The organism is Flexibacter flexilis DSM 6793 (assembly GCF_900112255.1).
Taxonomy (GTDB): domain Bacteria; phylum Bacteroidota; class Bacteroidia; order Cytophagales; family Flexibacteraceae; genus Flexibacter; species Flexibacter flexilis.
This window is the reverse complement of record NZ_FOLE01000004.1, coordinates 172,531-195,622: the sequence shown is the minus strand read 5'-3', so window position 1 is coordinate 195,622 and position 23,092 is coordinate 172,531. Positions and strand designations below refer to the sequence as shown.

Annotated in this window: 17 protein-coding genes; 11 read left to right on the top strand and 6 right to left on the bottom strand. The window is 42.8% G+C overall.

Annotation, left to right across the window (positions count from 1 at the left end; genetic code table 11):
- Positions 1 to 163: 163 nt before the first annotated feature.
- The gene (locus tag BM090_RS08530; RefSeq protein ID WP_091510862.1) at positions 164 to 1,372 is read right to left on the bottom strand and encodes a hypothetical protein; all 1,209 of its coding nucleotides are present in this window, start codon (positions 1,370 to 1,372) and stop codon (positions 164 to 166) included.
- A 70-nt stretch (positions 1,373 to 1,442) separates the two neighbouring features.
- On the opposite strand from BM090_RS08530, the gene BM090_RS08525 reads away from it, so the two are divergent.
- The 7 genes from BM090_RS08525 to BM090_RS08495 all read left to right on the top strand — a co-directional run bounded on the left by BM090_RS08525 (position 1,443) and on the right by BM090_RS08495 (position 9,168).
- Entirely contained in the window at positions 1,443 to 1,781 is a 339-nt protein-coding gene (locus BM090_RS08525) for a 2Fe-2S iron-sulfur cluster-binding protein (protein ID WP_091510858.1), read from the top strand.
- 233 nt (positions 1,782 to 2,014) lie between these two features.
- Positions 2,015 to 3,100 (top strand): imelysin family protein, encoded by a 1,086-nt coding sequence (locus BM090_RS08520; RefSeq protein ID WP_091510855.1) that lies wholly within the window; start codon positions 2,015 to 2,017, stop codon positions 3,098 to 3,100.
- 80 nt (positions 3,101 to 3,180) lie between these two features.
- Positions 3,181 to 4,521 carry an HTTM domain-containing protein gene (locus tag BM090_RS08515; protein WP_091510851.1) on the top strand — a complete coding sequence of 447 codons (1,341 nt, stop codon included), beginning with the start codon at positions 3,181 to 3,183 and terminating at the stop codon, positions 4,519 to 4,521.
- A gap of 5 nt (positions 4,522 to 4,526) precedes the next feature.
- Positions 4,527 to 6,956, top strand: a complete 2,430-nt coding sequence (locus BM090_RS08510) for a TonB-dependent receptor domain-containing protein (RefSeq protein WP_091510848.1) — start codon at positions 4,527 to 4,529, stop codon at positions 6,954 to 6,956.
- Between the two features lie 3 nt (positions 6,957 to 6,959).
- Positions 6,960 to 7,946 (top strand): helix-turn-helix domain-containing protein, encoded by a 987-nt coding sequence (locus BM090_RS08505; protein ID WP_091510845.1) that lies wholly within the window; start codon positions 6,960 to 6,962, stop codon positions 7,944 to 7,946.
- 99 nt (positions 7,947 to 8,045) lie between these two features.
- Entirely contained in the window at positions 8,046 to 8,588 is a 543-nt protein-coding gene (locus BM090_RS08500; protein ID WP_091510841.1) for a YbhB/YbcL family Raf kinase inhibitor-like protein, read from the top strand.
- A 13-nt stretch (positions 8,589 to 8,601) separates the two neighbouring features.
- A complete protein-coding gene (locus BM090_RS08495) occupies positions 8,602 to 9,168 on the top strand; it encodes a DUF1572 family protein (RefSeq protein ID WP_091510838.1) in 567 nt (188 codons plus the stop codon).
- A gap of 152 nt (positions 9,169 to 9,320) precedes the next feature.
- Here the strand turns inward: BM090_RS08495 and BM090_RS08490 are convergent, their stop codons facing one another.
- Both BM090_RS08490 and BM090_RS08485 read right to left on the bottom strand, forming a co-directional pair.
- Positions 9,321 to 9,965, bottom strand: a complete 645-nt coding sequence (locus BM090_RS08490) for a retron system putative HNH endonuclease (protein WP_091510835.1) — start codon at positions 9,963 to 9,965, stop codon at positions 9,321 to 9,323.
- Positions 9,965 to 11,581, bottom strand: a complete 1,617-nt coding sequence (locus BM090_RS08485) for an AAA family ATPase (protein ID WP_091510831.1) — start codon at positions 11,579 to 11,581, stop codon at positions 9,965 to 9,967. The genes BM090_RS08490 and BM090_RS08485 overlap by 1 nt, the downstream gene beginning before the upstream one ends.
- 309 nt (positions 11,582 to 11,890) lie before the next feature.
- Between BM090_RS08485 and BM090_RS08480 the strand changes: the two genes are divergently transcribed.
- Positions 11,891 to 12,679: a DUF2490 domain-containing protein gene (locus BM090_RS08480; RefSeq protein ID WP_091510818.1), complete on the top strand. Its 789-nt coding sequence runs from the start codon at positions 11,891 to 11,893 to the stop codon at positions 12,677 to 12,679.
- An 11-nt stretch (positions 12,680 to 12,690) separates the two neighbouring features.
- On the top strand, positions 12,691 to 13,563 hold the full coding sequence (gene prmC / locus BM090_RS08475; protein ID WP_091510810.1) for a peptide chain release factor N(5)-glutamine methyltransferase: 873 nt from the start codon (positions 12,691 to 12,693) through the stop codon (positions 13,561 to 13,563).
- Here prmC and BM090_RS08470 read toward each other — a convergent pair.
- The gene (locus tag BM090_RS08470) at positions 13,560 to 15,821 is read right to left on the bottom strand and encodes a TonB-dependent receptor (protein ID WP_091510807.1); all 2,262 of its coding nucleotides are present in this window, start codon (positions 15,819 to 15,821) and stop codon (positions 13,560 to 13,562) included. The genes prmC and BM090_RS08470 overlap by 4 nt on opposite strands.
- Positions 15,822 to 16,089: 268 nt before the next feature.
- Between BM090_RS08470 and BM090_RS08465 the strand changes: the two genes are divergently transcribed.
- Both BM090_RS08465 and BM090_RS08460 read left to right on the top strand, forming a co-directional pair.
- Entirely contained in the window at positions 16,090 to 16,941 is an 852-nt protein-coding gene (locus BM090_RS08465) for a CvfB family protein (protein ID WP_091510805.1), read from the top strand.
- Positions 16,942 to 17,087: 146 nt separating this feature from the next.
- Positions 17,088 to 18,398, top strand: coding sequence for an APC family permease (locus BM090_RS08460; protein ID WP_091511298.1), 1,311 nt, complete (start codon positions 17,088 to 17,090; stop codon positions 18,396 to 18,398).
- 65 nt (positions 18,399 to 18,463) lie between these two features.
- Here the strand turns inward: BM090_RS08460 and hutI are convergent, their stop codons facing one another.
- Both hutI and BM090_RS08450 read right to left on the bottom strand, forming a co-directional pair.
- Entirely contained in the window at positions 18,464 to 19,750 is a 1,287-nt protein-coding gene (gene hutI, locus BM090_RS08455) for an imidazolonepropionase (protein WP_091510801.1), read from the bottom strand.
- Positions 19,751 to 19,868: 118 nt separating this feature from the next.
- A complete protein-coding gene (locus BM090_RS08450; RefSeq protein ID WP_091510798.1) occupies positions 19,869 to 22,850 on the bottom strand; it encodes a type I restriction endonuclease subunit R in 2,982 nt (993 codons plus the stop codon).
- Between the last annotated feature and the right edge of the window lie 242 nt (positions 22,851 to 23,092).

Below are 23,092 nucleotides of genomic sequence, written 5' to 3'. Positions count from 1 at the left end.
AATTTTATAAATATTAAAAATTTAAAAATTTTATTCTGTTAAAATGTGTTTTTTTGAAATAAAATAAATTTAGAGATTTTTATGTTTATATTTGTGAAATAAAAAACGCTACCCCAAAAGGCAGCGTTTTGATTGTGTATTTGCTCTAAAAATGGGCTAGGAACTAAAATTTGCGCTCTACAATTTCCGTAAAAGCCTTGACACGCTCGCCGTCTGTCCAGCTAAAGCGTTGCGCCAAGTTGCTTAATATAGACTTGGCCTGCGTGAGGTTATGCGCTTCTTCTAGTTCTTTGAGTGCCATGCTCCATTGTACATAGTCGCCGCCAAACAAATCATTCACGTACATAAATCGTTCGTGTACGGGGAAGGCTGTATGCAAACTTTCTAATTTTTGTTTATGGATTTTATCCAAAACAGATTCGGCGGTTTGTGCTTCTTGCTTGAGTACGTCGTTGAGTGTGGCATCTTTCGTGAACGTTTCGATCAAGCTTTTATCCTCGCTCAAAGACAAATCCGCGATGCGTTGCGGTGCAGGCGTATTGGCCGCAGGCAAATCGAACCAATCGGGAATAGAGGCGGCTGCCATAGGTGCAGGCGCAACTTCTTTCACTTTAGGCGGCTCTGGTGCTACCGCAGGCTCTGGCGTATTTACTGTTGGCGGCTCGGCTGCAAATTGCGCTTCAAAAAAGTTGGCAGGGGCAGTCGGTGCTGGTGGAGTAACTGGTGCAGGTGGCGGCTCAGGCACGAGCAAATCCGACTCGGTAAGCGGAACAATGGGTGCAAATTCGGCTACCAATTGCGCAAGCGTCATGCACTTATCAGCCAACACTTCTTTTTTCTTGGCAATGGCTTTTACCAATTCGCCCGTAGCTACTTGCTTCACATGAAAAGCTTCGATGTCAGCTTGTACGGCATCAAGTAGCACCTTATTATATTGTATATATTTGCCCAACTCTTTTACGCGCTGCGGACTGAGTTTAGTTTCGGACAAAAGATTAAGTTCTGATTCAAAATATTCGGCAGGAAGCAAAGCCAACAACAAACTTTCGTGTACGGACTGCTCCAAAAGTGGCTGAAAATCAGCTTTAGCCACCGCAATATTTTGTGAAAGTGTATTCATAAAATTGCGTAAGGCCTCTTGTACACTTTCGGCAGAGTAGTCGAAATACGGACTTTGAAGACGGCGGGTTTCAGCTTGCCATTTTTCGTATAAATTCTTGATAAGCATTAAGTTAACTTGACGGATTGGCGTAAATTCGAGCAGTTGCCCGCCAGTTACTTTTTCATTTTGTTGAAAAAAATCATTCAAAACTTTATCCGAAAATTGTTGCCCATAGGCCAAAAGTCCTTGTCGGTTGAGCTTGTTTTCCATGTATTAAGGCGCGATTACGATTAGTAAAAAAAATATAATTCTTAAAGCAAAAACACAATATTAGAGCTGTATGCCAAAAGTAGTGATAAAGAATTTAAAGCACAAGGAATTTACCTTTGAAAATTCGCAACATACAATTTTGCAGGGTTTGCAAGCCGCTGGCCAAGATTTTATGTTTGCTTGTGGCGGCAAAGGTCGGTGTACAACCTGCCGTGTGCGCGTACTCGAAGGGGCAGAACTGCTGAGCGAACTCACTGCCGCTGAATACAAATTTGCGACACAAGGCCGCCTCCAACCCGACGAGAGACTGACGTGTCAGGCGCAAATCATAACCAATCATACAACCCAACACCTCGTTTTGTATGTTCCCAAGCCCTGCCAATTGCCGCATTTGGAATATAATGAATGATCCAAATCAAGCTGTTATTAAAGATTTTTGAAATATTGAAAGAATCTCATAACTACAAAATTTAATTATTTTAATGATCCAACATCAGCATCTTATTTTTAACGCAAGCATGGAGAATAGTTATAAAAAAACTATTTAGACTTTGTCTAAATACTGATAACTTTTGTAAGTTTGCACCGCAACAAAAACACTATTTGTATTTGATAATAGTTTTCCATGATAAGTACTATATAATGCAAAAAATAAAACTTTTTTTGGCTTTGGCAGCTTTGGTTGTGTTGGCCAGTTGTGGCAACGACAGCAGCAATGACGGTTACGACCGCCGCCCAATGCTCGAATTTTACGCCTCGCAAATTATTGCACCTTCTTTTGAGCAGTTGGATGCGCGTGTGGCTACCCTTCAAACCCGCGCTAATACGTTCACCCAAAATCCGACAGAAGCCAATCTGTTGGCCACGCAAACGGCTTGGGATAGCGCATTTTCGGCTTGGCAATACGCTGGTGCGTTTAGCTTTACGCCATCGGGTGAGCTACCAATCAAACTGGCCGATGAGTTAGCCGTTTTTCCTGTGAGTTCTGTGAAAATTGAGTCGGATATTACCAATTCTACCCACATATTTACGGAAACTACCGCCGATAATCGCGGATTTTTGGGCGTAGAATATTTGATTTTTGATTTGGAAAATAATAATGCCAATATCGTTTCAAAATTTGCGGATACTTCTCGTCAAAATCATTTGAAATTGATGCTCAAGAAAATTAAAAATAAAACCGCAGAAATGTCTAATTCTTGGGCGACAAATCGCAGTCAGTTTGTGGCTAATGATGGCACCGATGCAGGCAGTAGTATTTCTATTTTATTTAATAATTTTGTGGCCAGTTACGAAGTGCTCAAAAATTATAAATTACGATTGCCATTAGGAAAAGCCGCAGGCCAAATTCAAGCCGAACCAACCAAAGTAGAAGCATATTATAGTGGCAAAAGCCTAAAAATGATGCAGCTACATTATACCACCATGAAAAATATTTGGTATGGCCGCACAATATCGGGTACGGATGGTGCAGGTTTTAAGGAATATTTGGAGAATGTAGAAGGCGGAACGGCTCTTATTTCGGCCACAGAATTACAATTGTCTAAAATAGATGCAGCGTTTGCGGCAATTCCTGCTACTCCGTCGTTTTCGGCACAAATTTCGAGTAATAAAACTACGCTTGATGCACTATATACAGAGGTTCAAAAAAATACCCGTTATTTCAAAGGGGATATGGCTTCTTTGCTCGGAATTGCCATTACTTATACGAGTGGAGACGGCGATTAATATTTAGTTTTTGCCCTGATTATTATCATACAAAATGCCAAAAGTAGCTACTACCTTTGGCATTATTTTTTATATTAGGCATGAAGCGTTTTGTTGAAAAATATTATTCTTTTCTGATAGCTCCCATTTCCATTGCGCCATTAGTTATTTTTCGGATAATTATTGGTTTTATGCTTACGTTTAGCACAGTACGTTTTATGTATTTGGGCTGGATAAAAGAACATTATATTTCGCCAATTTTTCATTTTAAGTATTATGGTTTTGGTTGGGTGGAAGTAGCTCCAGATTGGCTTATCTACCTGATTCACTGCTTGATGATTGTGGCCGCGTTGGGCGTAATGCTTGGCTTTTTGTACAGAATATCGGCTGTTTTATTGTTCATACTCTTTACTTATACCGAGCTTTTAGACCTTACTTATTACCTGAATCATTATTATTTTGTAAGTCTTTTTTGTGCGTATTTAATTGTAGTGCCTGCCAACAAAAAATTAAGTTTAGATGCGTATTTTGGCCTTACAAAACCTACTGATTTTGTGCCGCGTTGGTCTGTTTTATTATTCAAAATGCAATTGGCTATCGTGTATTTTTATGCGGGCGTTGCCAAAATAAATACCGCTTGGCTTTTGGAGGCTTTGCCGCTAAAAATATGGCTACCTGCACACGACACTATGCCCCTGATTGGTAAAATATTTACATGGAAAATAACGCCTTATTTCTTTAGTTGGTGCGGAATGTTGTATGATTGTTTTGTTCCGTTTTTGTTGTATTGGCGCAAGACGCGACTTTGGGCGTACCTGACCGTTATTTTCTTTCATTCCATTACGGGTTTTTTGTTCCAGATTGGCGTTTTTCCGTTGGTAATGATAGGCGCAACACTTATATTTTTCTCTGACGAATTTCACCAAAAAATCATTGATTTATTTCCTAAAAAAGAAAATACAACAATTCATTTTCCTATAAAATCATTTTTTACAAACAAAATATTGATCGCATTTTTATCGCTCAATATGCTGTTTCAAATTCTTTTTCCTTGGCGATATTTGTTGTATGATGGCAATTTGTTTTGGACGGAAGAAGGCTATCGTTTTTCGTGGCGCGTGATGCTCATGGAAAAGGCTGGAACGGCTACTTTTTATGTGAAAGATTCCAAAACAGGTACAGAAGGCGCAGTAGATAATAGCGAGTTTTTGAATTTGCACCAAGAAAAACAAATGGCTATGCAGCCCGATATGATATTGCAATTTGCGCATTATTTGGCCGATTATTACAAACAAAAAGGCGTACACGAACCGCAAGTAAGAGCCGAAGTATATGTAACCCTGAACGGAAAACCAAGCCAATTACTCATCAAACCTGACGTAGATTTAAGCAAAATACAAGACAGTTTTGCGCAAAAAGATTGGATATTGCATTACGATTAAATACAATGAAAAATATTATTTTACTTCTTATATTTTTGGGTATTACGCAAACGCTTTTTGCCCAAAATTTTCAGATAAAAGGCCGCGTGTTGCCGCCCCAAAAACATAAACTTGAAAATGGTTTTGTGGCACTGAAGGGAACAAAATTTGTATCCGAAATTGCCGAAAATGGAACGTATTTGCTGCGCCACGTACCGCGCGGCGATTACAAACTTGTGGCTTTTGGGTTGGGTTTGCAGCCGCTCGAATTGCCTATAACACTCCATGCTGATACCATACTTTCGGATATAACATTGCAGGAGTTGAGCAAAGAATTAGATGAAGTGGTGGTGCAGGCGCAGCAGGAACAAACCTTCGGAATTACGCGCATGCGTTCGGTAGAAAACTTCGGAATTTATGAAGGAAAAAAGACGGAAGTAGTTGTATTAAAGGATATTACAGCGAATTTGGCGACCAACAATCCGCGCCAAGTATATGCCAAAATTACGGGCATCAACATTTGGGAAAGCGACGGCACAGGCCTACAATTGGGCATTGGTGGGCGCGGACTTAGCCCGAATCGTACGTCTAATTTTAACACGCGCCAAAACGGTTATGACATCAGCGCGGACGCGCTCGGCTACCCCGAAAGTTACTACACGCCCCCGACGGAAGCCTTAGAACGCATCGAAATTATTCGCGGCGCGGCCTCGTTGCAATACGGCACGCAGTTTGGCGGAATGCTCAATTTTCGATTCAAAAAACCAAGTTGCAAACCCATCGAGGTAGTGAGCCGCCAGTCGGTGGGGTCATGGGGATTTTTCGGGACATTCAATAGCGTGAGCGGCACGGTTTTGAAAAACAAACTCAAATACTACGCCTATTATCAATACAAACGCGGCGACGGCTATCGCCCTAATTCGGGTTTTGATTACCACAACGCTTTCGCTTCGGTGAGCTACGACATCAGCAAAAAATGGGATATTGGTTTGGAAGTAACGAAAATGCACTATCTCACGCAGCAGGCGGGCGGGCTGACGGACAAACTTTTTGAGGTGAATCCGCGCCAGTCGGTCAGAACGCGCAATTGGTTTAAAGTGGATTGGAATTTGTTTGCGCTTACGTCCACGTACAGGTTTTCGGACAGAACGCAATTGAATATCCGAAATTTTGCGTTATCGGCTCTGCGTCAGTCGGTTGGAAACTTGGAACGCATCAACGTAGCCGACAATCTGAATGCCAATCGCACCATGATAGACGGAACTTTCAAGAATTTTGGGAACGAAACGCGGCTTTTGCATCGCTACCAATTGGGCGGGCAACATCATACGTTTTTGGTGGGAGCGCGTGTGTATCATGGCACGACGACGGCCAAGCAAGGCGAAGCCAACAACAGCGCAAATCCTGATTTTTATTTCCTAAACCCCGACAATCTCGAAAATTCGGATTACAGTTTCCCCAACAAAAACTACGCACTTTTTGCGGAAAGCATTATTAATCTTTCGCCTGTTTTCAGCCTGACACCAGGGGTAAGAGCCGAAAATATCCAAACTTTTTCGGAAGGATATTACCGCCAAATACTCAAAGATGGCGCGGGAAATGTGATAGTGGACAACAAGATTTTTGAGAAACTGAATCGCAAGCGCAATTTTGTGTTATTTGGATTGGGCGCGAGCTACAAACCGAATGAAAATTTGGAATGTTATGCGAATTTTTCACAGAATTACCGAGCCATTAACTTCACGGATTTGCGCATTGCCAACCCTAATTTTGTGGTGGATACCAACATTCACGACGAAAAAGGCTATACGGCAGATTTGGGCGTGCGTGGCCATTGGCAAGATTTTTTGACCTTTGAGGCGACCGCTTTTTATATTGCCTATAATGGCCGCATCGGGCAAGTGTTGCGCTCCGACCAACCGCCATTGTACAACGACTATCGTTTTAGGGGCAATATTTCCGATGCGCGTAATATTGGTTTGGAAACTTTTGTGGAAGTGGACATTCTTAAAGCCTTTGACAGACAGCAAAATAAGTCGCTGCGCTGGTCGGTTTTCTCGAACTTATCGTTTGTAGATGCGCGTTACGTGCATACGCAAGAGGCCAGTATCCGAAACAAAAAAGTGGAAATGGTCGCGCCGCTTATGTGGCGAACTGGCTCGACGGCCAAGTACAAACATTTTTCTTCTACGCTACAATTTTCTTATACCGCCCAACAGTTCTCTGATGCCACCAACGCCAAACGCACGGCTGCGGCAGTGGAAGGCGTAATTCCTGCGTATAGCGTGATGGATTGGTCGGTGAGTTATGGCTGGCGTTGGCTTACGCTGGAAGGAAGTTGTAATAACTTGCTCAATGCCAAGTACTTTACGCGTCGTGCGGAGTCGTACCCTGGGCCGGGCATTATTCCTTCGGACGGACGCGGTTTTTATGCGTCGGTGCAGGCAAAGTTTTAATGAATGGGTTGGCCAAATGTAGTTGGGGGAGGGGAAGGAATATTTGCAAATCCGAAAATTGATATTGAATTTTATTGCAACGAAAATCGTTTGCTTGGAACACGTAATTATCTGTTTGGAATGATGCAAAATCTTGAGTTTTTGGACTTACCACAATCTATCATTGACTCGCCACACCCGCAAATCAATAGCGAACAGTTCGGGATTGTTGATTATAAAAACTATTTGTCCGATACGCCCAAAAGCAAAATTCAATTGCATAAAAACCTCATTAGCATTGTGTTGGAGGGCGTGAAAGTGATTCAAGATACCGAGCAGTTGCACATAGATGCGGCGCATTTGGTGTGCCTGAAGGCTGGCCGTTGCCTAATGTCCGAACGCCTTTCGGCTACCAATCAGTACAGCAGTTTGTTGCTCTTTTTTGATGATGCTTTTGTGGCCAATTTTATCCAAAAATATAATATCCAGTTTGCCTACAAGCCGCTCGAAAAGCCGTATTTGTTGCTCGAAAAAGATGATTTTATCAATAATTTGGTAAGTTCACTTCAGATTTTACTCCAAAATCCTAATACTTCGTTGCGCATTTGTGCCCTCAAAATCGAAGAACTGCTCTTGTATTGGGTAGAAAAATATGGGGCGCAAATCCTGAATTTTTGGGTAAACGACCGCCAAACGGACGAAAATATGGTGTTTCGCCATGTGGTAGAACGCAATGTTTTTAATAAACTCACCATCGAGGAACTGGCCTTTTTGTGCAATATGAGTGCCTCTACCTTCAAACGTAAATTTCTGAAAGTATATAATACCTCGCCTAATGTTTGGTTTGTGCAGCAGCGTTTGGCCAAAGCTGCGTATTTGCTCAAGTCTGGCCAAAGCCGCCCCAGCGATATTTATTTGGAAGTGGGCTTTGATACGTTGTCGGGTTTTATCCAATCTTTCAAGCAACATTATGGCTATACGCCCAAGCGTTTCCAAAACTCTGATAATTGACCTTTTGGCAACATTTTTTGAAACAACAGCGATAACGCTCACAGCTATTAGTACACTACTTTTGCCTTATAATTATTCAACAAACCAAAGTTTAATTTTATGAAAAAAGTATCTTTATTGCTCGTGATGTGGCTGATGTCATATGCTGTTCAGGCACAAACTTTTACCCTGAAAAGTGATGATTTGGGCGGACAAGCCACTGACAAACAAGTGTTTAATTCGTTTGGCTGTACGGGCAAAAATATGTCGCCTCAACTTTCGTGGTCAAATGCGCCGCAAGGCACAAAAAGTTTTGCCATTACGGTATATGACCCCGATGCGCCAACGGGTAGCGGCTGGTGGCATTGGGTGGTTTTTGACCTTCCCGCTACGTTGAGCAGCTTGCCAAGTGGTGCAGGTACGCCCGACAAAAAGCATTTGCCTGCTTCGGCGATTCAAGGCATAACTGACTTTGGTACATCTGGTTACGGCGGCCCTTGCCCGCCAGAAGGCCACGGGTTTCATCGCTATATCGTAACAGTTTACGCCCTCAAAATCGAAAAATTAGGTCTTTCGTCGAGTGCGTCGCCTGCGATGGTGGGTTATTATCTTAACGCCAATACCATCGAAAAAGCCTCTTTAATTTTCCATTACAAACGCTAAAAATACAAAAGCCATGCAAGAAAATTATATCCATAGCGTAACGGAGCTGTTCAGGTACTATAAAATGTTGGGTGAAAAATCCATGAAACAGGTCAGCGACCAAAATTTGTTTGCTGTGCTAAGTGCAGAAAGTAACAGTATTGCTGTCATTGTCAAGCATTTGTGGGGGAATATGCTCTCGCGTTGGACTAATTTCTTGACGGAAGACGGCGAAAAAACATGGCGTAACCGCGAGGCCGAATTTGAAAATGACATTGCCACGCCCGCCGAGCTGTGGCAAAAATGGGAGGAAGGTTGGGCAGTGTTATTCGAGGCATTAGCCCAAATCAAGCCCGAAAACATATCGGATTTGGTCTATATTCGCAATCAGGCGCACACGGTGCTGGAGGCCGTGAATCGGCAATTGGGACATTATGCGTATCACGTAGGCCAAATCGTGTTTTTGTCTAAAATGCTGACCCAAAACGATTGGCAAAGTTTGAGTATTCCGCGCGGCAAATCAACGGATTATAACGCCGCCAAATTTGCGGAAGACAAGCACCGCCAACATTTTACAGATGAGTTTTTGGGTAAAAAATAAATGCGTTGATGTAAAAACAAAAGAGGCTACTCCATTGGGGGCAGCCTCTTTTGTTTTTATGGAAGATGTGTTGGTTGTCTAGTAAAGATGGGTGAGCTCAGATATTTGCATATAGGCTCGCCATTTCGCCAATACGATATATGTATTGTAGTTTAAATGTAGTCTCTAAACACATACCTTAAGAATGTTATAAATTCATTACTGTCATTAGATAAATAGTTTTTAAGCATAACTTTTCTGTTATCTAAAGGAATCTGCGAGAAATTCCTAATCAAAGAATCTTTGGCAATCTTTCTTGCTTCTGCTAAACGATTATTATACCCATTAAGATTTAAAATTTTGTACGTAAATTCAGCATTTACATTATTTTTCCCAGAAGAAGATATTAAACCTGTTTCTATGTCAAACTTAAAATATGATGATATGTCGTGAATTAATGTAGGATTTAGAAACTTTTTTTCGTCAAAATCTTGTCCTTTTATCTGACCACAAGTATATCTACTATTATCGCCAATCTCATTAAAATGATTACCTTCACAAGAGACCAATAGATTGGAATAATCAAAGGTTAAGGCATGTAAATCTATACTCTTGGGTTTAACATGTTCTACATGGGACATTGTTTTGTCTTCCGTTATTAATTTTTCACAGTAGCAACAAAGATGTGATTGTTCATTTTCAAGAATATATTTCTTTAAACGTTTCTTCTTTTTTGAATCATATTCACTCCATTTTGACAAACCCATAACGTCAGTAATAAAGAATTCAGGTGCTTCTTTTTTTTTAATATACTTCATTACTTTAAAGAAATTTGAAATTTAATATCTTGAAAGAAAGATGAGTTTTCACTTTCGTAGATTAATATCTTATTTTTTATCTCTTTGGCTTCATCAGAATCAATTTTACCTTCTTCAAATAAAGTTCTGTATTTTTTTCTAAGCTCAGAAAGTTCCTTCGGAATATATTCTCCACCCATTATAGTTTTTACTATTGTATTCAAATCACTTTCTAATGGAGCGTGATTAAACTGTTCTGAAGTTGCACCTCCTATAGTTCTTTTTATCACAACAATATTTTTGTAATAGGATTTGCTGATTATTTGTGGTGAATGGGTTGCTAATATAAACTGATTTCCATTAGTCCACTTTTGTAAATCATCTAGTAGCTCATGCTGCCACGTAGGATGTAAACCCATATCAACTTCATCCATTAGAATTAATGAATCATCTTGTGTTTTAGCTTTCAACCAAATATATATACTTAATTTCTTTAATTCTCCATGACTTAAATCTTTAGGGCTTAATGTAAGATTTGAATCAATTGTACTAAAGGTTACTCCTTTAAAACTATTATCAATAGTTATTGATTTTCCCAATAATAAACCATTCAATTCCTCTCTAGTAGACTTGATTTGATTTCCATATTCTCCAGTCTCCAATGCCTTTCTAAAGTCATTATCTCTTGCTTTTTGAAAAACTTCAAGTATTAAATTAATAGCGGAGAAATCATAGGTAAATAAACCTTCAATATCTTGTTGGCACTCTCTGATAAAGTAATCATAAGTACTATAAATATACTTGTCTTTAGTAAACAAAGAAGATAATTGTTCATCTTTTAGAAATTGTAAAACTTGAGTATTGGGAGTTGCTAAATATGTTTGGTTAGAAATATTTGTAAGTGTCTCTATATCACTACTTGATCGATATAAAAGCACATCATTATTTTGATTAAAGTGGAAAGCATAAAACAAATCTTCCTTTTTTAATTCTTCGTATAGTTTGTTCCGTTCTGCTTCAGCCTTTATTATTTGAGTATTAATTTCATCATCGCTAATTAAAGAACGTTCAAGCTTTGTTCGTGTATTGTTTATAAAACTCAATAGAAATTTTGTATCCCCAGTTCTTAAGCGTTCTTCCTCGCGGTGACTTTGACAAAATCTAGATAATTCCCTCCAAACCATCATGTTAGAAATATTTGAATTTTGCAAATCTGTTTCAATATTATTTAGCAATTCAATATCCTTTATCGTATTTCTTAATAGCTCCTTTTTATTTTCAAGTTCTCTTAATTCTACAATTGAATTGAAATTAAGTTTTTTATAATTACTCCTGCAGTAGAAAAAATCAATATAAATATCTTTTTTATTGTATTCTAATTCAAAGTTTATGACATTGATAAGTTCATCATTCTTTATTTTAGAATTATAAAACTCAAGCATTTTTATTAAATACTTTTGTCTATTAGGCACAAAAGCTAAATGTAGAAAAGAAAAGATAATTTGCAATAGAGTGCTCTTACCTCCTCCGTTTTCACTTATTATTGGAAATACAGAATAACCTTTTTTTCTCTCAAAATTGATAGAAATTTCTTTTAATACTTTATATTTATTAATAAATACTTTTTTTAAAAACATAATTAACTGGATTTAATCGTTTTTTGTACAAAATTAGATTTTAATTCTACTAATTACTCTGTTTGAGTTGTCCAATATTTTCCTTCGTATAACAGCTAACCCCCCCACAAACCAACCTTACGGCAATTTATCACTGCAAAATCCTAAATTCAAAGGATACTTGCAAACAATTTTATATTTTATTTTAAGATAGTGGCGCAAAAACCACAGAATCGCTCTGTCAATCCTGTCATTTTGTAAATTGCTTGTGGGTGGCCTTAGTGCCAAAGCTCAACTTTCCTTTTATCTTTGCGTACTTTCTGTAAGGATATGAAAAAAACTATTCTTTGGCTGTTGCTTTGGGCGGTCGTTGCGGCAAGTAACGCATTGGCGCAGAGCACCGTAAAAACCTATTTGCCTACGCAATACTGGACGTATTGGCAAGCCGATTATCAATTCAAAGACAAAGCCGTTTTGATTTTTGAGCAACAGACGCGCAGTTCTGTGGATTCGGATTATAATTTTGATAAAAAATTTCCGACCAATCAGTTTTTGCGCCTCCAAACTGGCCTGACCTACGAAAAGCCCATCAATGAGCATTGGTCTTGGGGTTTGGGCTATCGTTGGGCGTATATGCAAAGCTTTAACTTACAGGTTTACAGAGGCTATGCCACGCATCGCGGCAAAATAGGCAGCGTTTTATTTACCAAAACTTTGATGGCCGACAGGCGCGTCCCGACCAACGAAAAGACGGTTTCGTCTTGGCGATTTCGGTTGTGGCTGGGGCTTTCGCGGCAGTTTCGCATTACGGCCAAACATAAACTAAATGTGGTGGCTTCCGCCGAATTTTTTAAATATCGCGAAGACGACTACGACAAAACCCAAGAACGCCGCCGCATCGACCGCACGCGCTTGCGCCTGATGGCACAATATCCCGTTTCGCCTAAAGTGTTGTTGTCGGTGTTTGCCATGCGCCAAACCGATTACCTCAAGGCATTGGTTACCAGCAACCCGCCGCCCGTTACGCCCGAAACTTATAATCTGAATCGCATTACGCCCATTTATGGCCTGATGTTGCGTTGGCACATCAATAGCACAGATAGCAATATTATACAATAACCGACAAGTCAATGGCTGTACTCATTTCTGATTTACATCAACAATATTCGCAGGCTTTGCAAAGCATTTATCCCACGCCCGAAGCGGATACAATGGCTTGGTGGTTGCTGGAACATTACGCACACGTGCGCAAACAAGATGCTATTTTACGCAAAGAAATAGCAATACAAACCGCTGTAATTCAGGAAATACAAACGGCATTAGCGCGGCTTTTGCGTCACGAACCCATACAATATGTGTTGGGAGAAACTGAGTTTTATGGGCTGGTGTTTGAAGTAAACGAAGCGACGCTTATTCCGCGCCCCGAAACAGAAGAAATTGTTTATACTATCTTGCAGAAGTACAAAAAACAAACGCCACCCCAAACGCTTTTGGACGTGGGAACGGGGAGCGGCTGCATTGCCGTTACGCTCTCGGCTCATTGGCCACAGGCGCAAACTTACGCTTGGGATATTAGCCCCAAAGCCTTAGAAACGGCAACCCGCAACGCTGCCCGCAATAACGCAACTGTTACGTTTCGGCAAACGGATATTCTAAATCCCGAAGATTGGCAAAAGGCACTTGCGCCCGAAAGTTTGGATTTGTTGGTGAGCAATCCGCCGTACATTACGCTGGCCGAAAAATCCCAAATGCGCCCCAATGTGCTGGATTACGAACCCGAAACAGCCTTGTTTGTGCCCGACGAACAGCCGCTTTTATTTTATGAGGCATTGGCGCAAGCTGCTGCGTATTTGCTCAAACCGCAAGGTTATATTTTCTTGGAAATAAACGAACAGTTTGCCCCCCAAACGGCGGCTTGTTTGCGCGGACATGGTTTTGAAAATATTGTAATACAGCAAGATATGCGCGGCAAAGACCGTTTGGTTTATGGGCAAAAATGCTAAAAAAACACCGTCAAGTTAAGCCTTGCAAAAAATGGCGTACCTGCTGTAAAGTGAATTTCGGACACGGCGGCAGGTTCGTTTTGTAAGCGGCTTTCCGTGTCGAATTGTGTCTCTTTCCACTTGGTATTCAGTAAGTTTTGGATAGAAAGTCCTGCTTCCCAACGCTGCGTAGTGTAGTTGGCGGCGGCATCTACCACCCAATAACCTTCAGCCACTACCGTATTGGTTTCGTTGGCGGGGCGGTCGGCCATATAGCGGTAACGCAAACTACCGTTCCAGCCTTTGCGCTGGCGATAAGTAAGCCCGCCCACACTCGTAACGCGTGGAGCTAAAGGCAAATAACTTTCGCTGTGTGCCACGCCTAAGGCGCGAGGATTGGCCAAACTCAGTTCCAAATCTGCGTATAAGTTGCTGATTATCTCGTATCTGGCCGACACGTCCAAGCCAAAACGGCGCGTTTGGCCACCTGCTTCCACTACGCCTTCATCGCCCACATACACAAATTCTTGGTCGAGCCACAAATACCAAATCGCTGTTTGCAAAAAGAATTTTTTACCCAATTTTTTCACCATTCCCAAATCCGTACCGTAGGCTGGCGGCAATACTTTTTTTCCGTTTTGTTGCACGGCTACGCGCGTGTCGTTGCTATGAAAACCGCGCCCATTGTACCAATACAACTGCAAGTTGTCGTTGAGGCGATAGTTAAAATTGAGTTTTGGAGAAATAAAATTCGAGTTAGACGACATCGTCGTGTCTGCCAAATGGTCGGCGTAGTGGTTGCGAAAATAGTCAAAACGCAAAGCCCCCGTAACGTCGAGTTGGTCAGTAACCGACACTTTTTCAGACACATAAGCCGCTGCGTTTAGTTCGCGTACATCGCCAAACATCATGTTTTGGGTGTTAATGGTGCGGTCTTTGGTGCGGCTCAATTCCAAATTATTTATATCATCGTAGCGCACTTGTACGCCTGCTTTGGTTTCGGCCAACAGCGTGCCGACGGCGTGTTGATGTTGGTAAGTACTGTTATAGCCCCAAATATTGCGGTTTTCTTTTTGCCGAATTTGGTCGCCATTGACAGTGTCTTCTTTGTAAAAAGTAAAATTAGAATACAGTTCAAACAAATATTTGCTGTAATACAGTTGGTTGCGCCACGTCGCGCCATTATTTAAGTGGCTTAGCAGCTCCACATTGGCATTGTAGCGCGAAGTTTGGCCACCTTCGTTGGGGTCTATGGCACCGTACCAACCAATCAGGTTGGCTTTTACGGCACGCTCAGGAATTTGGCCAGAGGCTAACCATTGGCTTGTAAAACCTGTGGCCGTCGCCGAAAACGAATGATTTGGGCTGAGTTTTCCGTGATATTTCAATACGCCATTGAAGCGTCTAAAGTTTTGAGATTCAGTAAAATAACCTTTAGTGTAGGAGGCTTCGGTGGCCATGTACAAACTTTGGTCGCGGCGGTCGGGTTGCGTTTTGAGCAAATTAATGCCCGCAATGCCCCGAAACGTGTTGAATTGGCCGCCTTCAGCTTTCACAAAATTATTTTCCAGATAATCTTTGGTTTTGAACTCCACGAAACCTGCCGTCGTGAAATTGCCTTTATCGGCGAAATAAGGGCCTTTGTTAAAATTCACATTTTCAATGAGTTCTGGTATCACAAAATGCAAATCGGCGTAGCCTTGTCCGTGCGCATGGCTTACCATGTTTACGGGCATTCCGTCCACCGAAATATTGATGTCTGTGCCGTGGTCGAGGTCAAAACCGCGCAAAAAAATCTGTTCGGCTTTGCCGCCGCCTGCGTGTTGGCCAATAAACAACCCTGGCACCATGCGCAACACTTCTTGGGAGTTGTTGATGGGGCGCAAATGAATATCCAAATCGCTGATGGTTTTGAAAATGCCGTTGTTGGCACTGGCGTTGATGACCACTTCCGACAAACTTGTGATTTTGGGCTGCAAATAAACCATTGATTTTGAAGTGATAAGCTCTTTCATGTCAATAGTTTTGGCCTGAAATCCGACACGACTTACCACAAGGCGGCGCGTATTTTCGGGCAATTTGTTCAAACTCACAAAGCCGTTTTCGTCGGTGGTTTGGCTAAATTTGAGGTCTTGACTTTGCACAACAGCAAATTGTACGGGTATTTTGGTGGTGCTGTCCAGCACATAAAGGCTGTTATTTTGCCCAAAAACAAATGAATGGCTAAAGAAAAAAAGTAGGAATAAGATAAGTTTGTAAGGCTGTACTGATTGAAACATTTAGCAAATGTAAAAATGAAAAATAAGATAAATTGTATATTTTGTTTTTTTGATTGCGCTTTATCTTTGCAAAGTAAATTTGGTCGCGAATTTAAACAAAACATAAATATGAGGATTGTTTATGGTTAGAATATTTGTCTGTGTACCTTAAAACCGTTAATTTCGCAGGCTTGAAAACAAAAGATACAGAAGCGTTTTTTGGAGTATTCCGAACAACGCTTTTTATTTTTGAAAGCACAAGCAAATACTTTTAATCGAATAGTAAAGCATGACTAACATACAATTAGGTCAATACAACCGCTTACGCGTGGTCAAGTTCGTGGACTTTGGCCTTTACCTTGATGGCGGCGAAGCAGGCGAAATTTTGTTGCCGCTCCAATACTTGACCGACGAAATGGGCATCGACGACTGGCTCGAAGTGTTTATTTACCGCGACTCAGAAGACCGCCTCGTGGCCACTACGCTACACCCCGAAGCCATTGTAGGCGAATTTGCTTATTTGGAAGCGGTGCAAGTAACGCCCATCGGCGCGTTTTTGGCGTGGGGTTTGCCCAAAGATTTGTTTGTTCCGTTTCGGGAGCAAAGCCAAAAAATGGTAACTGGCCGTTTTTATTTGGTGCATATCGGCATCGACGAACAAACGCAGCGTATTATCGGCAGCGCACGCATAGACCATTTTTTGCGTGACAACGAAATGACTTTGGAGGAAGGCGAGCAAGTAAGTTTACTCATTGCCCAACGTACCGACTTGGGTTATAAAGCCATTATCAATCACGCGCATTGGGGCGTGTTGTACGCCAATGAAGTGTTTGCGGCGGTGAATATTGGCGACCATTTGCAAGGCTATATCAAAAAAATACGTCCTGATGGCAAAATAGATTTGACTTTGCAAAAACAAGGCTACGACGAAGTGGAAGTGGCCACCACCAAACTACTGGGCGAGTTGCAATTGGCGGGCGGCTTTTTGCCCCTGACCGACAAAACCGACCCCACTAAAATTTATGAGTGGGTGGGCATGAGCAAAAAAACATTCAAAAAAGCCGTTGGCGCATTGTACAAAAAACAAATGGTACGCTTGGAAGCCGACGGCCTACGACTGTTGGATATTTCGGAAGAATAACATTGTTATTGAGCCTGAACCAAGCCAATATAGATGGCGGCAAAATGTGGTCTGTGAGGACACAGACCATGGTTTATACGGTTTTAACGAAATCGTATAGGGTTAAAAGAATTATTCATTAAGCACAAACAAAACCTTTGGCGGGAGTGGAATTACAACAAGACAACAAACATAAAATTTCGGTTTATACGGCTACTTCTTTGGTGGTGGCCAACATGGTCGGGACGGGTGTATTTACGAGTTTGGGCTATCAGATTTTGGGAATCCAATCGTATTTTGCGCTACTGGCTTTGTGGGTGGTGGGCGGACTTATTGCGCTGTGCGGTGCGTTGAGTTATGGCGAATTGGCCGCTACGCTGCCGCGTTCGGGGGGTGAGTACCATTATTTGAGCAAAATTTATCACCCTGCTTTGGGCTTTTTGTCGGGTTGGGTGTCGGCTACGGTGGGTTTTGCTGCGCCTACGGCTTTGGCGGCGATGGCTTTGGGCAAGTACGCACAAAGTGTTATTCCTGAGCTTAACGAACAATATTTGGCCGCTACGGTGGTGATTTTGGTCACGTTCATTCACATCACCAACGTGCGAGTTGGCGGCTATTTTCAGTTGTTTTCTACTTCCATCAAAGTAATGCTCATTTTATTTTTTATTGGAGCAGCTTTGTTTTATACACCTGTACATCAATCGTTTAGTTTATTTCCGCCACAGGCTACGGACTGGCAGGCCATTTTGAGCCCGTCGTTTGCCGTATCGTTGATTTATGTGTCTTATGCGTATTCGGGTTGGAATGCTGCCGCCTACATTAGCAGCGAAATCCGCGAACCGCAACGCAATTTGCCGCGTGCGTTGCTGACGGGTACGGTGGCCGTCATGCTGCTGTATGTGGTGCTCAATTTTTCGTTTTTGTACGTTGCGCCGCTTTCGGCGATGGCTGGCAAACCCGAAGTTGGTTATGTGGCCGCAGGTTATATTTTTGGGGAAACAGGTGGCAAAATGATGGGCTTGCTCATTTCGTTGCTGCTGGTATCCACGATTAGTGCCATGATTTTTGCAGGGCCGCGCGTGGTGCAGACGATGGGCGAAGATTTGCCGCCCTTGGGTTGGTTGGCGCGTCGCAACGTCCGTAACATTCCGCTCAATGGCACATTATTTCAGTCTGGGCTTACGTTGTTTTTTATTTTTACTTCCTCGTTTGAGGCCGTGCTGACCTATTCGGGCTTTGTGTTGAGTTTGTTTACGTTTTTGTCGGTGTTGGGTTTGTTTGTGTTGCGTGTGCGCCGCCCCGACTTGCCGCGTCCGTACCGCACTTGGGGCTATCCTGTTACGCCCATTATTTTCTTGGGACTTACGCTCTGGACGCTGTTTTTTATTTTCCGCGACAAAACCACCGAATCGCTCTACGGATTGGCTACATTGGCTTTAGGCTTGATATTGTACGCATTGTTGCGGAAAAAGAAATAAGTTTTTCTCAATAAAAAAAACACCTATAAGTGTCGTTTCGCTTATAGGTGTTTTTTTTATTGTAATTAAAAACTAACAACACCCGATTTTTTCACGATTTGGCCGCGAAGAATCACCGTGTCAATGAGCTGTCCGCCTTGCCCGAACGAGTACGGGATAAACGTATAAGAAGATATTGGGTTGGTAATAAAGATGTTGGCTATTTTTCCTTTGCTGATAGAACCTAACGAACTTTCCAATTCAAGGGCGCGTGCGCCGTTGATAGTGGCTGCGTTGAGGGCTTCTTCTGGCAACATTTTGAGGTACAAACAGGCCAAACTCAATACAAACAACATATTGCCTGAAGGCGAACTGCCGGGGTTGTAGTCGGTGGCAACGGCCACAGGCAAACCCGAATCTATCATTTGGCGGGCAGGCGGGTAGGGGATACGCAAGAAAAACGCCGTGCTGGGTAAAAGTGTCGGCATGGTGTGGCTTTCCATCAACACCTCGATTTCTTCATCGCCCGTACATTCCAGATGGTCAACGCTAATGGCTTTGTGTGCTACGCCCACTTGTATGCCTCCCGAAAAGTCGAGTTCGTTGGCGTGAATTTTGGGTTTGAGGCCGTAGCGTGCGCCAGCTTCCAAAATTTGGGCTGTTTCTTCTACCGTAAAAAATCCTTTATCACAAAAAACATCGCAATAATCGGCAAGTCCTTCGGCCACAGCTTGCGGAATCATTTCATTGATAATGAGCGAAATAAAATCTTCTCGGCGGTTGCGGTAGGATTCGGGCAACGCGTGCGCAGCCAACAACGTGGATTTGATAGTAACGGGTGTGTTTTGTTTGAGGCGTTTGACCACGCGCAACATTTTCAGTTCGTCGGCGACGGTAAGCCCGTAACCGCTTTTTATTTCTATTGCCCCGATGCCATAGCCCACCATTTCTTTTACGCGCCCCAAAGCTGCTTGGTAAAGCTCATCTTCGGTGGCGGCTTGCAGGCGTTTGGCGGAGTTGAGAATGCCGCCGCCACGTTTGGCTATTTCCTCGTAGCTAAGGCCTTTTATTTTATCCACAAACTCGTTTTCGCGGCTGCCCGCATAGACAATGTGTGTGTGCGAGTCGGCAAAGCAAGGCGAAACTACGCGACCTGTGGCATCTATTTCGGTCAGTGCTTTTTCTGTCAAATTTAATTTGGCTAAAGCCTGTGGCAAGTCTGCCATTGCGCCAAAATCGGCTATTTTTTCGCCTTCAATCAACAAAAAAGCGTCGTCTAATGCGCCGATGTCGCGCATTTTTTGGCCTGCTGCATACGAAATGTCTCGTGCTTGCAACAATGTTTTGATGTTTTTGATAAGTATCAATGACATAGGTTTTGAGTATGGTTGTGCTTTGATTAAAAAAAGCCTCGCGAAAGGCTATTTTGGGGGTTAAAACTGCAAAATCAGTGGGCAAGTAAACACAAATATTCGTGTAAGTGCAAATATTTTAGCGTAAACGCCGTTGCGCGCTATCCCTGAAATCTTGTTTGAACTGGTCGTCTAAAAGCTGTTTGGCAAAATCAATATTGAGTCTGCTCAAAGCGTGTGCTACGTCGTCAAATATTTTTTTAAAGGCCAACTCGCGCGTATAAGCGTCCGTGTTGTTTTGATATTTGGTCGTAAAGTCGGGGTGCTGGGTGATGCGTTTGGTAAACGACGTAAAGATTTCGTGTTTGTCTTCGGCTGTTGCGTCCCAACCCGTGTACCAATGTTCGTTGAAGTTTTGAAGAATGGTTTCTAAGTCTTCTGTTTCTTCTACGTTATGTGCGCTTCTGGGGTTGGAGCTTACCGCATCCAAGACAGTTTCGGCGGCATCAAGTGCTATTTTTTCGTTGAGTTTGACGCGTTTCAGGCCGTAAGTTGACAAATCTACTGCATCCAATAGCCCATCTATTTCGCTGCTGGCATTCCGAACCAACATTTTAGGAATCAGGAATTTAAGAAACCAAAAAAGTTTTTCCCAACGTATATTTTCAAAATTAAGAATGGCGGCTACTTGCCCGTATATTTTGACAAAATGCTTGGCTTTTACTTTGAGGTCGGCTTTTTGGTCGTCGGTGAGGTACAGTTCTTCGTTAAAGCGTGCGGCGGCTGTGTCGATGAGGCTGGTAATTATTTCGCCTTCTTCTTGCCTGAAAAACAATTCGTTGAACTGCGTTATTTCGGATTGCTCATAAACGCCTGAGTCGTCGAGTGCGTCTTTCAGGTCGTGCAATACGTTTACGTCGGTGGCTTCCAGTAGGCTGGTAGAGCTGTAATACAAGTCGAAGGCGTTTTTGATGTCTTGGCTGGCGTTGAAAAAATCCAAGACAAAAAGGTCTTCGGTACGTTTGTTGTAGCGCGGTGCGGCGCGGTTCAGGCGCGAAAGAGCTTGCACGCACAAAACACCCTCCAGTTTTTTGTCCACGTACATAACGCTTAGTTTGGGTTGGTCGAAGCCCGTCAGGTATTTGTTGGCCACCACCAAGAGGCGGTAACGGTCTTGGTCGAACTGCTCTTTGGTTTCCGTATCGGCAAAACCGTTGAGGCTGGCTTCCGTGTACGTAACGCCGTGTAGTTCTTTTTTACCCGAAAAAGCAATGATAATATCAAACGGATTGCCGTGTTTGTGCAGTTGCTCTTTCAGGGCGGTGTAATAATGAATGGCCGATTCTATGTTTTGGGTAATAACCATGCCTTTGGCCTTGCCTTCGAGTTTCTTTTTGGCATAAACATTTTGGATAAAATGCGCAAACATCACTTCGGCTTTGGCCGTAATGGTGCGTTTGTCTTTTTCGACATAGGCACGCAGGGCTTTTTGGGCTTTCTTGGTATTAAATTCTGGATTGTCTTCTACGGATTTTTCCAGATGATAATAACTCTCATAAGTGGTATAATTGGCCAATACGTCCAAAATAAAGCCTTCTTCTATGGCTTGTTTCATAGAATAGAGATGAAATGGCTCAAAGCCGCCTGCGCCGTTGGGCTGCCCGAAACGCTCCAATGTACTGGGCTTGGGGGTGGCCGTAAAAGCGAAATAAGAGGCATTGCTACGCATTTTGCGGGCAAGCATTACTTGATTAATAAATTCTTGTGTATCTATTTCGCCTTCTTCGTTGGTGTCCAACTTCCCGATGACGGCGTTCATGGTGTCGGCGGCCGTGCCGCCTTGTGAGCTGTGCGCTTCGTCTATGACCACCGCAAAACGCTTGTCGGCCATATCCCCAATATCATGGACGATGTGCGGAAACTTTTGGATCGTGGTTACGATGATGCGTTTGCCACCTTCCAGAGCCAAGCGCAAATCTTGCGAAGTGTAAGCCGCTCCTACGATGTTTTTGATTTCCGAAAAATGCTTGATGTTGTCGCGTAGCTGCTTGTCCAATACGCGGCGGTCGGTTACGACAATGACCGTATCAAAAAGATTTCGGCCTGTATTGTCTTCTACCTCAATGAGTTGGAAGGCCGTCCAAGTAATAGAGTTGGATTTGCCCGACCCCGCCGAATGTTGGATAAGATAGGTTTGGCCAACGCCTTTGGCGCGTACATCTTCTATTATTTTGCTCACTACGTCCAACTGATGATAGCGTGGAAAAATGAACTGCTTTTTGGGTAATGGTTCATTTTCTTTGCCGTCGAGTAGTACAAAATGTTGTATGATAGTGGCCAAACTTTTTTTGGTAAAAATCTCCTCCCACAAATAGGCCGTTTTGAAGCCGTTGGGGTTTACGGGATTGCCTTTTCCGAAATGGTTGCCTTTGTTGAAAGGAAGAAAAAACGTGTTTTTGCCATCGAGTTTGCTGGTCATATAAACTTCGTCGGTGTCGGCAGCGAAATGCACCAAGCAGCGGCCAAACTGAAAAAGCGTTTGAGAGGTATCGCGGGTTTCTTTGTATTGCTTTTGTCCTTGTACGGCGGCGGTTTGGCCTGTCCATGCGTTTTTGAGTTCCATCGTGAGCAAGGGTATCCCATTGACAAACAAAACCATGTCTATTTCCTCGCCCGCATGGAGCTGCGAATAACGCAACTGGCGAGTTACGGAAAATTGGTTTTTCTCGAAATTATCTTTGATGGATTGGGCAGAACTGGCACTCGGCCACTCATAAAATAAAGTAAAGTGTGCATCATCTACTTCCAACCCTTTTTTGAGTACGCGCAAAACGCCATATTTTTTGACGAGACGGTCATACCGTTCCAATATTTTGAGTTGCCAATCTGGGGCGCGTTGCACTTTGGCCAGTTCTTTGGCTTGGGTTGTTTGCAAAAAATTCCAGAAGTGCGCCGTATCCAAGGCATATTTTTTGTCGAAATGGGCAGGCGAGCCGCTTGCAAATCCGTTGCCTATTTCGGTGGTAAGTGTTTGGCCTGTCTTGCGTTCTTCTGCCGAACTGCCTGTTAAAACTTTTTCGATGAGCGATTCAAGAGCTTGTTCTTTGTAGGTTGATAGCATAAATAAAATTAGTTATGTTACGAAATTAGTAAAAAGTTTGCAAAACCGCGCAAAACCCCACCTAAATCCTGCGGGTTCAAACGCCCCACCTAAATCCTCCCCAAAGGGAGGACTTCATCAATTTCCCCTCCCCACTGGGGAGGTCGGGTGGGGTTTGGAGGTTGGGAGGACTTCATCAATTTCCCCTCCCCACTGGGGAGGTCGGGTGGGGTTTGGAGGTTGGGAGGACTTCATCAATTTCC